Below are 14,204 nucleotides of genomic sequence, written 5' to 3'. Positions count from 1 at the left end.
CGGCGGATTTCGCACGTCCACCATGGGTAGACGTGCCCTATCCCCCGTTGGTTCGCGAAACCACCAGCAGAGTTTGCCTGGCGATCTCGAACTCCTCGTCCGTGGGGATCACCGCGACCCGCACACCGCCTCCGTCGGGGGAGATGATCGTGCCGCCCCGCACGTTGCGCGCCGGGTCCACGGTGATGCCGAGCGCCCCGAGACCGGCCAGCGACCGCTCCCTGACCAGCGCGGAGTTCTCCCCCACCCCTCCGGTGAAGGCGATGACGTCGACGGTGCCGAGGACCGCGTAGTAGGCGCCGACGTACTTGCGGAGCCGGTGGCAGTAGACCGACATGGCCAGCTCGGCGTCCGGGTCGCCCTCGCTCACCCGCTCCGCCACCGCGCGCAGGTCGTTGTCACCGCAGAGGCCGAGCATCCCGCTGCGGCGGTTGAGCAGCACGTCGATCTCGTCGAGGGACATGCCTCCGGCGCGCGCCAGATAGAGGACGATCGCCGGGTCCAGATCGCCGCTGCGGGTGCCCATGACGAGGCCCTCCAGCGGGGTCATGCCCATGGACGTGTCCACGCACCGCCCCGCGGCCACCGCCGAGGCGCTGGCCCCGTTGCCGAGGTGCAGGACGATCACGTTGGCCTCCGGCCGGTCCGTGAGGAGCGCGGCCTGGCGGGAGACGTACGCGTGTGAGGTGCCGTGGAAGCCGTAGCGCCGCACACCCAGCCGCTCGGCCACCGCCTGGTCGATCGCGTACGTCGAGGCGGCCGGGGGGATCGTCGCGTGGAAGGCGGTGTCGAAGACGGCCACCTGCGGCAGATCGGGGCGGAGCCGCCGCGCCACCTCGATCCCGGTCAGGTTGGCGGGGTTGTGCAGGGGGGCGAGCGGGATGAGCTCCTCGATCTTCCTGACCACCTCGTCGGTGATCAGCGTGGGCTCGGTGAAGGTCGTGCCGCCGTGCACCACCCGGTGCCCGATCGCGACGAGCTCGGGAGAGTCGAGCCCCAGCCCCTCGGCGGCGAGCAGGTCGGCGACCACCTTCAGGGCCGCCCGGTGGTCGGGCACCGGGGAGCCGAGCTCGCCGATCCGCTCCACCACTCCCGAGGCCAGGTGCTCGGCACCGCTCAGCAGCCGGTACTTCACCGAGGACGACCCGGAGTTGAGGACCAGCACCCGGCTCACAGCGTGACCTCCTGTGCCTGGATGGCGGTGATGGCGACGGTGCTCACGATGTCGTCGACCAGGGCGCCGCGTGACAGGTCGTTGACCGGCCTGCGCAGCCCCTGCAGGACCGGCCCGACCGCGACGGCCCCGGCCGAGCGCTGCACCGCCTTGTAGGTGTTGTTGCCGGTGTTCAGGTCCGGGAAGATCAGCACGGTCGCCCGGCCGGCGACCCGCGACCCGGGCAGCTTGGCCGCGGCGACGCGGGCGTCCACCGCCGCGTCATACTGGATGGGCCCCTCGACCAGCAGGTCCGGCGCGCGCTCGGTGACCAGGGCGGTGGCGGCGCGGACCTTGTCGACGTCGGCGCCGCTGCCCGACTCGCCGGTGGAGTAGGACAGCATCGCGACCCTCGGCTCGATGCCGAAGCGCTCCGCCGTACGGGCCGAGGAGATCGCGATGTCGGCGAGTTGCTCGGCGTCCGGGTCGGGGTTGATCGCGCAGTCGCCGTAGACGAGCACCCGGTCGGCCAGGCACATGAAGAACACCGAGGAGACGATCGAGGTGCCGGGGACCGTCCTGATGACCTGGAAGGCGGGCAGGATCGTCGCGGCCGTGGTGTGCGCGGCCCCGGAGACCATGCCGTGCACGAGGCCCCGGTGCAGCATCATCGTGCCGAAGAAGTTGGCGTCGGCGAGCACGTCCACGGCCCGCTCGAAGGTGATGCCCTTGTGCGCCCGCAATCCGGCGTAGTCCTGGGCGAACGACTCGCGCAGCGGCGAGGTCAGCGGGTCGACGACGGCCACACCCGACAGGTCGAGGCCGAGGTCGGCGATCCGCCGCCGCACCACGTCCTCCCTGCCCAGCAGGGTGATGTCGACGATGCGGCGCCGCAGCAGGATGTCCGCCGCCCGCAGGATGCGATCCTCCTCGCCCTCGGGCAGCACGATGTGCCGCCGGTCGGTCCGCGCCCGCTCCAGCAGGGTGTGCTCGAACATCATCGGGGTGACCCGCTTCGAGCGGGTCAGCTCGATCCGGTCGGCCAGGGCGGCGGCGTCCACGTGGGCGTCGAAGTGGCCCAGGGCCGTCTCGATCTTACGGGGGTTGTCCGCGGTGAGCCGCCCCTCCAGGCCCGCCAGGACGGTCGCCACCTCGAAACTGCCCCCGTCGGCCGCGAGCACCGGCATGCTGGGCGCCAGACGGGCGGTGAGCGCCCGTACGGTCGTCGTGGGCCGCTCCCCCACGGTGAGCACGACCCCGGCCGGTCTCACCGTACCGGCCGCCTCGGCGGCCAGCGAGACCAGCAGCAGGTCCGCGCGGTCGCCCGGCGCGATCACCAGCGCGCCGTCGGCCAGGTGCTCCAGGAACACCGGGAGCGTCGCACCGCCGAACACGAATCCGAACACGTCGCGGAGCAGGCTGTCCTCGTCGCCCTGGATCAGCTCCGCGTCCACCGCCCGCATGACCTGCCCGACGGTCGGCGCCGACAGCGACGGCCGCTCGGGGATGGTGTAGCAGGGGACCGGGAGCGCACAGTCGACGACCGTGCCCTCGGGCACCCGGTTGGCGATCACCGCGAGCACGGTGCAGCCCAGATCGGAGAAGACCTGGTAGCCGGTGCGCATCTCGGCCGCGATCTCCTCGGCGGCGTCGCCGTGCGCGCCCACCACCACGATCACCGGGGCGCCGAACTCGGCGGCCAGGCGGGCGTTGAAACCCAGCTCGCGCGGCAGGTCGTCGGTGTCGAAGTAGCTGCCGAGCACCAGCAGCGCGTCACACTCCCGCTCCAGCGTGTGGAAACGGGCGACCAGCCGGCCGACGAGATCCTCGACGCCCCGCTCCGCGTAGATCTCCGCGGCCTTCTCGGCGCTCACCCCCGTCGCCGCGGCGGCGGGCCGGTACCTGCTCCTGAGCAGGTCCAGGATGCGGTCCTCGCCGTCCCCGGTGATCGGCCGGAACACCCCCGTGCGACCGGCCCGCCGGGTGAGCAGCTCCATCAGGCCGAGCTCGACGATCTGCCTGCCGTCTCCCCGCCCGAGCCCCGCCACGTAGATGCTCCGCATGCGCCCCGTCCCCCGCTGTGACCGATCCTCAAGAGGAGTAAACACCCTCCGGCGGACCGAAACGGGCGACGGCCCACCCACCGATGCGGCGGACCAGCTCCGGGGTGGCCGCCGACTCCGCGTGGCCGTACCCGGGCTCGATCCACAGTTCCTTCGGCTCGCCCGCGTACCCGTAGATCTGGTACGCGTGGTCGAGGGGGAAGAACGGGTCCGCGTCCCCGTGCACGACGAGCAGCGGCGCCGGTGAGATCTGCGCGGCCGCCGCGTACGGCGCCAGCGGCAGCGGGTCCCACACACCCCTCATGATCCGGGTGTTCTTGCCCAGCCGGGTGAACAACCGCCCGACCGGCCTCTCGATCGCCCAGTGCACCTGGCGCATCGGCCTGGTCCCCCGGTAGTACCACCGCGCCGGCGCGCTCACCGACACCACCGCGTCCACCCCGCCGAGCACCCCCGCGTGCCGCAGGGCCACCGCCCCGCCCAGGGAGAACCCGACGGTCACCACTTTGCGGTAGCCGATCGCCCGCGCGTGCCGCACCGCCGCGTCCACGTCGAGGATCTCCAGGTCGCCCACCGTCGACAGTCCCCCCGAGCGGCCGTGCCCCCGGAAGTCGAACGCCACCACCCCGCCGAACCCGCTGAGCACGTGGGCGATGCGGCGGGTGGCGCGTTCCCGGTGCGATCCGGTGAAGCCGTGGGCCAGCACGATCCCGAGGTCGGCCGCCCCGCGCGGCGGGGTGTGCGCGGCGTCGATCCGCAGATTGTCCCGGGTCATCAGCATCACGGGGAACGACGGTGCGTAAGGCATGGAACCGAGCTTAGGGATCGCCCGTCCGGCGGCCGGTCGCGACCGGCCTCATCAGGCGGAAACAAGGGGCTCGGAGCGTGAATTGCCGCACTTCATCTGTCAGAGGCGTGAGAGCGATTGTCCGGATCAACTAAAATAGGAGGGCCGCAGGTTCCGCGGCCGCCTCCACGATCACAGAGTGAGACTCCATCATGCCTTTGAACAGCCGCGACGACCTGCGGAACATCGCGATCATCGCGCACGTCGACCACGGCAAGACCACTCTCGTGGATGCCATGCTCTGGCAGTCGGGCGCGTTCCGCGTCAACCAGGACGTGGACGACCGTGTCATGGACTCCAACGACCTCGAACGCGAGAAGGGCATCACCATTCTCGCGAAGAACACCGCGGTCAAGCACGGCGGTATGACGCTCAACATCATCGACACCCCCGGCCACGCCGACTTCGGCGGCGAGGTCGAGCGGGGTCTGTCCATGGTCGACGGTGTGGTGCTGCTGGTCGACGCCTCCGAGGGCCCGCTGCCGCAGACCCGGTTCGTGCTGCGCAAGGCGTTCGCCGCCAAGATGCCGGTCATCCTGTGCATCAACAAGGTCGACCGCCCCGACGCCCGGATCAAGGAGGTCGTGGACGAGGTCTACGAGCTCTTCATCGACCTGGACGCCACCGAGGAGCAGATCGACTTCCCGATCGTCTACGCCTCGGCCAAGGCCGGCCGCGCCTCGCTCAACCGTCCCGAGGACGCCGCCATGCCGGACTCCGAGGACCTGGAGCCGCTGTTCGAGGTGATCAAGAACACCATCCCGGCGCCGACGTACGACCCGACGGCCCCGCTGCAGGCGCACGTCACCAACCTCGACGCCTCCTCCTACCTGGGCAGGATCGCGCTCTGCCGCGTCCACCAGGGCACCATCAGGAAGGGCCAGCAGGTCGCCTGGTGCCGCACCGACGGCACCATCCAGCGAGTGAAGATCACCGAGCTGCTGATGACCGACGCGCTGGAGCGCAAGCCCGCCGAGGAGGCGGGTCCCGGCGACATCATCGCGATCGCCGGCATCCCGGACATCATGATCGGCGAGACCCTCGCCGACCCCGAGGACCCGCGCCCGCTGCCGCTCATCACGGTCGACGAGCCCGCGATCTCCATGACCATCGGCACCAACACCTCGCCGCTGGTCGGCAGGGTCAAGGGTTCCAAGGTCACCGCCCGCATGGTCAAGGACCGGCTGGACAAGGAGCTCGTCGGCAACGTGTCGCTGCGCGTCCTGCCGACCGACCGCCCCGACGCCTGGGAGGTGCAGGGCCGCGGCGAGCTGGCGCTGGCCATCCTGGTCGAGCAGATGCGCCGCGAGGGCTACGAGCTGACCGTCGGCAAGCCGCAGGTCGTCACCAAGCTCGTCGACGGCAAGGTGCACGAGCCGGTCGAGCGGGTGACCATCGACTGCCCGGAGGAGTACCTCGGGGCGATCACCCAGCTGCTGGCCGTCCGCAAGGGCCGCATGGAGCACATGACCAACCACGGCACCGGCTGGATCCGGATGGAGTTCGTGGTCCCGGCCCGCGGCCTGATCGGTTTCCGCACCGAGTTCCTGACCGAGACCCGCGGCACCGGCATCGTGAACCACGTGTTCGAGAACTACGAGCCGTGGTTCGGTGAGCTGCGCACCCGCAACAACGGCTCGCTGGTGGCCGACCGGCCGGGCCCGGTGACCCCGTTCGCCATGCTGAACCTGCAGGAGCGCGGCGTGCTGTTCGTGCAGCCGACCACCGAGGTCTACGAGGGCATGATCGTCGGTGAGAACTCGCGCTCCGACGACATGGATGTGAACATCACCAAGGAGAAGAAGCTCACCAACATGCGCTCCTCGACGAGCGACACGACGGAGACGCTGATCCCGCCGCGCCAGCTCTCGCTGGAGCAGGCGCTGGAGTTCATCCGCGAGGACGAGTGCGTGGAGATCACGCCGGAGAACGTGCGCATCCGCAAGGTCGTCCTCGACGCCTCGACCCGCGCCAGAACCACCGCCCGCGCCAAGCGCGCCAACTGATCACCACCGCCCCTGTCCGGCCCGCGTCACCACGCGGGCCGGACCTGTCCGGGGCCTGTGGCACCGTCACCCGCCGCCTTCCGGGTCCGGTGCCAGCGGGAGTACGGCGCCGAGCTGCCGTCGGCTGTGGACGCCCAGCTTGTGGTAGGCCCTCCCCAGGAGATTGGTCACGGTACGCACCGAGACACCGAGGTTCGCGGCTATGGCGGAGTCGCTGAGCCCCGCCGCCGCCAGCTCGCACATCTCCCGCTCCCTGCTGGTCAGGGCCGTGGCGTCCGCCGAGGACGGGGGCCACGGGGGACGGTGGCCGTCGCAGCGCTCGACGAGGTCGTCGAGGCGCCGCCGTGCCGCGTGGCCGCCGCCGGGCGCCGCACTCGCGGCCTCCAGGGCCAGTCCCAGGTAGCCGAGCTCGGCGAACCGGTCGGCGATGCCGCGCAGCACCGCGCCGTCGCGCGCGGTCAGCGCCTCGGCGTGGTCGGCGAAGAGTTCGAAGAGCGGGCTGTCGCAGGCGCCCGCTGCCTCCCGAAGGCGGGCCGCGGCCCTGGACGACGGGTGGAGCCGGACGTGGTAGTAGGCGCACTCGACCCCGGTGGTGAGCCGCGAGTCGCGTAGGTAGCGGTCGGCGAGCCGGTTGGCGAGATCGGTGGCGTGGGCCAGCCTGCCGGAGTGGGCGAGCAACCGGATCCGGCTGAACTCCAGCCTGTCGCGCAGTCCCAGGTCGCCGGGTATCAGCTCGCGGAGCCGATCCAGCTCCTGGAACGCCTCCTGCGAGTGTCCGAGGGCGGCGACGCACACGGCGTACTCGCAGCCGATGAAGACCCGCATCGGAAACGGTATGTGCTCGTCGACCAGCGCTCGTGCCTCCCGCAACGGGGCGAGCGCCCGCCGCGGTGAGCCCGCCCACAGCCGGCAGTGACCCCGCACGTGCCCGACGATGGCGACTTCCGACGGCTCCGCGCGTCGTACGGCCTCCTCGTAGTAGGTGTCGACGAGGAGAAGCGCCTCGCGGAGCCTGCCCGCCAGGACGAGCGCGTGAACGTGACAGGCCGCGGCCGAGCCCCGCATGGCGGGCCACCGCGCCGGCAGTCCCAGCGGTCCCCGGTCGAAGTCCTCCGCCGCCCGCGCCGGCCTGCCGCGGAAGGTGAGCCGGTAGGCCCGCAGGACCGTGGCGGCGTCGGCGACCAACGGGTTCAGCGGGCCGTGAGCGGGGGCCTCGGGCGGCCCGGCCCCGGACGCCGCCCCGTCGGGGAGCACCGCGGGCCCGGCCGCCGAGGTGGCCCTGGTGAAGAGCGCGAGTCCGAGTTCGGCCACGCGGAGGTCGGCGGATCGTTCCGTGCCCGGATGGCGTGCCATCGTCTCGTGCGCCTCACCGGGCCGGCTGAGTCCCCAGAACAGGTTCAGCGAGCGCAGCGCCACCGTCTCGGCGGTGCCTCCCCCGTGGTCGGCCAGCAGGCGTTCGCCGTCCGCCGCCCGTCCCTGGGCGATCAGCGCCTGGCCTCGGAGGACCGCGCCCGGCGCGCCGGGGACGTGATGGGCGAGACTCTCGGCGAGCACGGGGTCGCCCGAGGCGAGCGCGCGCCCACCCGCCACGAGCGCCTGTGACGCCGGGACGTCGAGGTCGGCCTCCAGTCGCCAGAGCACCGCCGCCGGGTCTCCGGGGTCGGGCACACCCGCCTCGCCCGCGGCTGCCACCAGCTCCCGGTATCTCTGCCTTCGCCGCAGGGGCCCGATCCCGGCGAGCAGGGCCTGCCGGTGAAGCGGATGGGACATGGTGACCTCGTCCGTCCCCCCGCGCGGGGTGAGGGTGATGACGGCCCGATGCGCCAGTTCCCCGACGATCGCCGGTCCGGCCAGGTGCTCGGCCGTCGCCCGGGGCAGGGAACCCGTCAGGGCGACGTATTCCAGCGCCTTCGTCTCCTCCGCGCCGAGTGTGGCGAGGTCGGCCGCGACGAGCTCGTGCAGGCGGGGATGGCCGCCGGGAGACCCGCGCCAGGACCAGACCTCGCGCGATCGCGCGAGGTCTCCGGTTTCGAGGCCGATGCCGACGACGCGCCGGAGCAGCAGCGGGTTCCCGCGGGTGATCCGCCACAGCACGTCGGCGGTGAGCCCGTCGACCGGCCCTTCCAGGACGTCGGTGAGCAAGTGGAGGACGACGGCGCGGGAGAGGTTCGCCACGGGCAGGACGACCAGCGGCCCCCTGCCGCACACCCGGGCGAGGGGTCCGTCGAGAGGCGCCCCGGAGCGCGCGGTGAGAAGCAGCGTGACGCCTCCGGTCCTGACAAGGTCGCCCACGACGGCGGCCGAGGCCGCGTCGAGCTGGTCGGCGTCGTCGATGCCGAGCACCACCCACCGGGCCGACCCCTCCCCCTCTTCCAAGGCGGCGTCGTGAACGCCCCGCGGAGCACCGGCCAGCAGGCCGGAAACAACGGAAAGCCCGGAAGGGGAACCGGTGGAACCACCGGAGACCCGCAGGCCGGCGATCCCCACCCCGGAGATGCCCCGGGTGGCCTCGGTCGCGGCACCCCGGATGATCAGGGCTCCCGCCGCGGCGGACAGGTCGAGGACGAGGTCCGCGAGGCGGGTCTTGCCCACCCCCGGTTCACCGGTGAGGAGCACCCCCGATCCCGGCGGCATCGCCAGCGCCGCGAGGATCTCGCGCACCTCCTCCTCCCGGCCGACCGTGGGCCATCCCCCGCCGGCGACGGGCCCAACGGCGTCGATGGCTCCGGAATCGTCGATCATGACCTCCGGATGTCCGGGCTTACTCCCGTCTGGCCGTTTCCCCGCCGATCGGTCCCCGCACCGGCTCCAGGCTCCGGTGAGTTGGATTATTCATGGCCGTCCACGGATTCCAAGCGGTATCCCGACCATAATCATGGGTAAAGGTCGATTCCTGATGAACTTCCGGTGTCAAGGAGGGTCAGGTGCGCCCGTACGGCGACGCGACGGAGGCGATGCCCCACGACGGGCCCCACGACGGGCCCCACGACGGGCCCCACGACGGCCCCGACGACGGACGCGGCGCCGGTGACCACCGCCCCGCCTGGCCCTTCGTCGGACGGGCGGCCGAGGTCCGGGCCGCCGTGGCCCGGCTCGGACGGCAGGGCGAGCCGGGCGTGCTGCTCGTCGGCGAGGCGGGAGTCGGCAAGTCCCGGCTGCTGGACCCGATCGTGCTCCGCTGCCGTGACGAGGGCATGCACGTCGCGGTGACGGCCGGGGCCGAGGCGTCGAGCGGCCTGCCGTTCGCGACGATGGCGGCCCTGCTGCCCGAACAGGTCCACCGGGACACGGCGAACGTCTTCGCCGCCGCCGCCGGCGCGCTGCGCGAGGCCGCCGGCGACCGCACGTGCGTCGTGGTCGTCGACGACGCGCATCACCTCGACGAGGTGTCCGTCGCCCTGGTCCAGCATCTGGCCGCCACCACGGGGGCGCGCGTCCTCGCCACGGCCAGGACCGGCCACACGGACGCACCGGCCGTCGCGGCGCTGCTGCGCCGTCCCTTCGTCCAGACGTCGACGGTGGAACCGCTGGACCGCGCGACGGTCGGCGCCCTGCTCGGCGCGGCACTGGACGGGCCGGTCGACGGGCTGACCGTCGACCGGCTGTGGCGCGTCACGCGAGGCAACCCGCTGTTCCTCCGCCATCTCGTGGAAGCCTGCCTGACCTCGGGAACCCTGCGCCGGGTCGGCGAGATGTGGCGGTGGAAGGGCCGGATACCGTCCCAGCACCGGCTGCGCGACCTGGTCTCGGGCCTGCTCGGCGGCCTCACCGGTGACGAGGCCCGCGCGCTGTCGTATGTGGCGCACGCCGAGCCGGTGTCGCTCGACGTGATCGAGGCGCTCGTGGACACCTCCGTACTGGTGGAGCTGGAACAGCGCGCGCTGATCGCGGTCGAGCGGGTACGTCGCGACCTCGTGGTCCGGCTGGGACATCCGCTGTACGGCGAGACCGTCCGGGCCCGATCCGGCGAGGACGAGCGTCGGGGCGTCTACCGCACGCTCGCCCGCGCGGTGCTCCACGGCCGGGTGCCCGTGGACCAGGCGCGGCTGCGAGCGGTGACGTGGCAACTGGCAGCGGGCGACCCGGTGCCCGGCGACCAGGTGGTGGGCGCCGCCTCCGACGCGCTGGCACGCTGCGACGCCCCGCTGGCCGAACGGCTGGCACGCCACGCCGGCACCACGGCGGGCACGGACCTGCTGGCGCGGGCCCTGGTCGCCCAGGACAAGGCGGCCGAGGCGGAGTACCTGCTGGGCAGGCGCATGTCCGGCGGGACCGGTTCGCCGGACGAACTCGCCAAGGTGGCGGCGTTGCGCGCGCTCAACCTGTTCTGGAACCTGCGGCGCCCCGCCGAGGCGGCGGAGATCGTCCGGCAGGCCCGCGCCGCGGGGCCCCTGGGCGAAGAGGCCACCGCCGAGCTGGCCGTCGCCGAGCTGGCGCTGATCGCCTTCGGCAACGGCGCGACGGGGCTCGTCTCCGAACTGGTCCCGGCCGACCTGGCCCGGCTGTCCGCCGGGGTGCGGGACGGCGTGATCGCGAGCGTCTGCGACCCGCTCCAGGCATACCTGAACATCTACCTCGGCCGGCCCTCGCAGGTGGCCGACGGTTACACGGCGGGGCGGCTGGGCGCCCCTCGGGTGTGGGGCGCGATGGGTGCCGCCACGGCGGCCTGCCACGTGCAGGCCCTCGCCCTGGCGGGCCGGCTCGACGAGGCGTTCGCCGTGGCCCGCTCCGGCTACCGGGCGGCCGTCGAGCAGGAGGTCTCGGCCGAGGCCGCGCTGCTCACCTTCGAGCTGGGCATCTGCGAGGTGTGGGCGGGACGGCCGAGCCGGGCGCTGCCCCACTTCCGGGAGGCCCGTACGCTCCTCGACCGCAACGTGCCCTTTCCGATCCAGATCTACGTCTTCGCCGAGCACGCCGCCTGCCTGGCCGCGGTGGGCCGGTTCGACGAGGGGCGCCGGACGCTGGAGGAGATCACTCGGCGGCTGCCCGCCACGTCGAACCTGCACAACCACCTGGAGCTGGCGAGGCTCCGCGTCGACGCCCTGGCCGACGGGAACCGGGCGGAGAGCGGGACCGGCGGAGAGACGGAGGCCGAGGCGGACCGGGCGAGGGTCGCGGCGGCCGGGGCCTCGCTGGGCACGCGTTACCGGTCGGCGGGGTGGTTCACCAAGGCGGTCGAGGCGTTCTACCACTCGGTACGGCTGCGCCCCTCGCACGCCGTCGCGGAGGCCCTGCACGAGGTCGTCGCCCGCTGCGACAGCGAGCTGTTCACCCTGTTCGACCGGCACGGCCGGGCGGCCGCCGGCGGGGACGTCGACGGCCTGGTCTCGGTGGCGGGCGAGCTGGCGGAGCGCGGGTACAACAGCCTGGCCAGGGAGGCCCTGTCGACCGCGACCGACCTCGCCGCCCGGCGGGGCGCGGACCGCCTGGCGGCCCGGTTACGGATCCAGGGGCGTGGCCTGGCCCGGCTGTGCGAGGGATACGGGCCGCCGTGGGCGGTGCGGGCCGAGCCGCAGGCGGCGCTGAGCGAGCGCGAGCGCGAGACGTGCGAGCTCGCGGCGGGCGGCATGACCAACGACGCCATCGCCGAGCACCTCGGCCTGTCCAGGCGGACGGTCGCCAACCACCTGCAACGCGCCTACGGCAAACTCGGTGTCCGCGGCCGGGAGGACCTGGCCGAGGCCCTCGGCCTGCCACGGCCGGTACCGCCGGTGGGCCTGACCTGGCTCTCACCGGATCCGCCGGGCGACGCGACCGGCCCGGACCGGCTCCCCTTCCCCTGACAGGACCGCCTCCTGGCGACGGGACCTCGGACGACCCCCACGGCCGGACCGGCAGCGGCGGTCCCTGATAGGGGAGGCCGGGCGGATGCCGTGACGGAACCCGGCCGCGGACTCCGCGGCGGGACCGGGCGGGTCAGCCCAGAGGGGCGGGGGACTCCGCGTCGGGGACCAGCAGGCGCGCGCGGCCCCCGCCGTCCGCGGGAACGGCCCAGACGTCGGAGTGCCGCGCGTCCCGCGTCACGCCGTACATCACCGTGCGGTCGTCGAGCCAGGCGGGCTGGTCGTCGACGGGGCGCGTCTCGGCCAGCGGGGTCTCGGACATGGTCGCCAGGTCCAGGACGGCGGGCCGCCACGTCCCGTCCGGCTGGGGTTTCTTGAAGGCCAGCCGGGTGCCGTCCGGCGACAGCGAGGGACACTCCACGTTCCGGCGGAGGGTCCGCACGCGCCGCGCCGCGAAGTCGCCCTCGACGAGGTAGGTCCGGCCGCCGGTCGACATGGTGGCGTAGAAGCGGTTGTCGTCCGCGGCGAACGTGACGCCCCAGAAGTTCACGTCGGCGGCCTCGTACGGGCGGCCGTCACGGGTGACGGCGAAGGTCTCCAGGGTGCCGGCCACGTCCCCGGTGCGGGTGTCGAGGATTCCCGAGCGGGTGGAGAACGCACCGGCGTCGCTGTAGGAGTCGCCCTGGACGAACACCGTCCACGACACCATCCGCCCGCTCGCCGACACTCTGGCGCGGCTGGGCACCCCGGCGAACGGGCTGGACCAGGTCTCCCGCAGGCGCGCGTCGAACAGCACGGTCTCGTAGGAGCCCGGCGCGTCCGCCTCCTCGCGCAGGCAGACGCCGGTGCCGCCCGCCACGTACGCGCGGACGCAGGCCAGGGCCAGGACGTCGCGCCGGCCCTGGCCCGCGACGACGAGCCTGCCGTGCTCCGGCCCCTCGGCGGTGCCGCGCACCAGCACGCCGGGCCCGGCCGGCAGGCCGGTGACGGGCGAGGAGGCCGGCGGCGCGGTGGGGGAGGCGGTGAACGGTGTCGCGGGCGCGGCCGGCCGCGCGGCGCCGGACAGCAGCGCGAACCCGACCGCCACCGCCGCCAGGACGGCGGTGGCCAGGATCGCGACGGCGACGCGGGCCCTCATCGCAGCCACCGCCCGCACAGCGGGAGCGCGAGCGCGACGGCCCCGGCGGCGGCCCAGCAGGCCGGGGCCGGTCCCCACATCTGCCACACCGCGCCGAAGGCCGCCGAGGAGACCAGGTAGGCCAGTGCCTGCCCGGTCTGCACGACCGCCATCCCGCTGGTACGCCACCGTTCAGGCACGACAGGCCCGGCGCACGCCATCAGTACCCCGTCCGTCGCGGCGTAGAAGGTCCCGTAGAGCAGCAGGACCAGCGGGATGGACCCGCCTCCCGTCGCGAGCAGCACGTACACGCCGAGCAGGGCCCCGCAACCGGCCATCACCGTCGTGCCGCGGCCCACCCGGTCGGCGAGCCAGCCCATCGGCGCCGCCAGCAGCAGGTAGGCCAGGTTCGTCCCCACCGCCAGCAGGGGGAACCACATGATCGACAGATCCTCGCGGCGCTGCAGGATCAGGTAGACGAACCCGTCACCGATCGTGACCAGGCCGAGGAGCACCGCGGCCGACCAGACCCGCCGCGTCCCCGGGGCCCGGAGCAGTTCCCACGGTGAGGTCCGGGCCCGCCGCTCGGCGGGCGGAGCCGGCTCGCGCCGGTCCCGGACGAACAGCGCCAGCAGCAGCACGCCGAGGGTCGCGGCGCAGAAGCTCGCCACGAACACCGCCGGGAACGCCTGGCCGGAGCCCGCCAGGGCCAGCACCCCGAGCGCGGCCAGCGGCCCGAGAAAGGCTCCCACCGCGTCCATCGTGCGGTGGACCCCGAAGGCCCGCCCCAGCATGGGTTCCGGAACCGACAGAGTGATCAGCGCGTCGCGCGGCGGGGTGCGCAGTCCCTTGCCGATCCGGTCGGCCGCCAGCGCGCCGCCGATCCCCGCCACGGACGACCCCGCCGCGAGCAGGCCGAGCCTGGCCAGGGCCGACAGGCCGTACCCGAGACCGGCGACCGCCTTGCGCAGGCGCCACCTGTCGGCCGCGTAGCCGCCGGCGAGCCTGAACACCGCGGTCATGCCGGCGTGGAGCCCGTCGAGCACGCCGTACTGGACCATGCCGAGGTGCAGCCCCAGCACGAGATAGGCGGGCAACACCGCGGTCACCATCTCGGCGGAGACATCCGTCACCAGGCTGACCAGGCCCAGTGCGAGCACGTTGCCCGACAGCAGGCGACGGATCGGGCCGCCCTCCCGTGCCACGGGCGCGGACCCGACGGTCGACAGGTACAC

8 protein-coding genes are annotated in these 14,204 nt (G+C 73.4%); 2 read left to right on the top strand and 6 right to left on the bottom strand.

Annotated features, from left to right (window positions below; all coding sequences use genetic code 11):
• Positions 1-37: 37 nt before the first annotated feature.
• The 3 genes from ACFQVD_RS40685 to ACFQVD_RS40675 are packed head-to-tail and all read right to left on the bottom strand — an operon-like array spanning position 38 to position 4,024.
• The gene (locus tag ACFQVD_RS40685) at positions 38-1,174 is read right to left on the bottom strand and encodes an acetate kinase (RefSeq protein WP_343963040.1); all 1,137 of its coding nucleotides are present in this window, start codon (positions 1,172-1,174) and stop codon (positions 38-40) included.
• Positions 1,171-3,216, bottom strand: a complete 2,046-nt coding sequence (pta, locus tag ACFQVD_RS40680) for a phosphate acetyltransferase (RefSeq protein ID WP_343963041.1) — start codon at positions 3,214-3,216, stop codon at positions 1,171-1,173. The genes ACFQVD_RS40685 and pta overlap by 4 nt, the downstream gene beginning before the upstream one ends.
• Before the next feature lie 28 nt (positions 3,217-3,244).
• Positions 3,245-4,024, bottom strand: coding sequence for an alpha/beta hydrolase (locus tag ACFQVD_RS40675; protein WP_343963042.1), 780 nt, complete (start codon positions 4,022-4,024; stop codon positions 3,245-3,247).
• A gap of 191 nt (positions 4,025-4,215) precedes the next feature.
• On the opposite strand from ACFQVD_RS40675, the gene typA reads away from it, so the two are divergent.
• A complete protein-coding gene (gene typA / locus ACFQVD_RS40670; protein ID WP_343963043.1) occupies positions 4,216-6,069 on the top strand; it encodes a translational GTPase TypA in 1,854 nt (617 codons plus the stop codon).
• A 66-nt stretch (positions 6,070-6,135) separates the two neighbouring features.
• Here the strand turns inward: typA and ACFQVD_RS40665 are convergent, their stop codons facing one another.
• Positions 6,136-8,811: a helix-turn-helix transcriptional regulator gene (locus ACFQVD_RS40665; protein WP_343963045.1), complete on the bottom strand. Its 2,676-nt coding sequence runs from the start codon at positions 8,809-8,811 to the stop codon at positions 6,136-6,138.
• 182 nt (positions 8,812-8,993) lie between these two features.
• On the opposite strand from ACFQVD_RS40665, the gene ACFQVD_RS40660 reads away from it, so the two are divergent.
• Positions 8,994-11,852, top strand: coding sequence for a LuxR C-terminal-related transcriptional regulator (locus tag ACFQVD_RS40660; RefSeq protein ID WP_343963047.1), 2,859 nt, complete (start codon positions 8,994-8,996; stop codon positions 11,850-11,852).
• A 133-nt stretch (positions 11,853-11,985) separates the two neighbouring features.
• On the opposite strand, the gene ACFQVD_RS40655 is transcribed toward ACFQVD_RS40660, so the two are convergent.
• Positions 11,986-12,990 carry a TolB family protein gene (locus ACFQVD_RS40655; RefSeq protein WP_386273750.1) on the bottom strand — a complete coding sequence of 335 codons (1,005 nt, stop codon included), beginning with the start codon at positions 12,988-12,990 and terminating at the stop codon, positions 11,986-11,988.
• A complete protein-coding gene (locus ACFQVD_RS40650) occupies positions 12,987-14,204 on the bottom strand; it encodes an MFS transporter (RefSeq protein ID WP_343978707.1) in 1,218 nt (405 codons plus the stop codon). Before ACFQVD_RS40650 ends, ACFQVD_RS40655 begins: the two co-directional genes overlap by 4 nt.

This window comes from Streptosporangium amethystogenes subsp. fukuiense, assembly GCF_042665875.1.
Classification (GTDB): domain Bacteria; phylum Actinomycetota; class Actinomycetes; order Streptosporangiales; family Streptosporangiaceae; genus Streptosporangium; species Streptosporangium fukuiense.
The sequence above is the reverse complement of the archived record's forward strand: the minus strand, read 5'-3'. Positions and strand labels throughout refer to the sequence as shown.

Bases quoted from the DNA above. Each gene is read 5' to 3' on its own strand.
- pta (WP_343963041.1), bottom strand. From the start codon at position 3,216: ATGCGGAGCATCTACGTGGCGGGGCTCGGGCGGGGAGACGGCAGGCAG.
- ACFQVD_RS40675 (WP_343963042.1), bottom strand. From the start codon at position 4,024: ATGCCTTACGCACCGTCGTTCCCCGTGATGCTGATGACCCGGGACAAT.
- typA (WP_343963043.1), top strand. From the start codon at position 4,216: ATGCCTTTGAACAGCCGCGACGACCTGCGGAACATCGCGATCATCGCG.
- ACFQVD_RS40665 (WP_343963045.1), bottom strand. From the start codon at position 8,811: ATGATCGACGATTCCGGAGCCATCGACGCCGTTGGGCCCGTCGCCGGC.
- ACFQVD_RS40655 (WP_386273750.1), bottom strand. From the start codon at position 12,990: ATGAGGGCCCGCGTCGCCGTCGCGATCCTGGCCACCGCCGTCCTGGCG.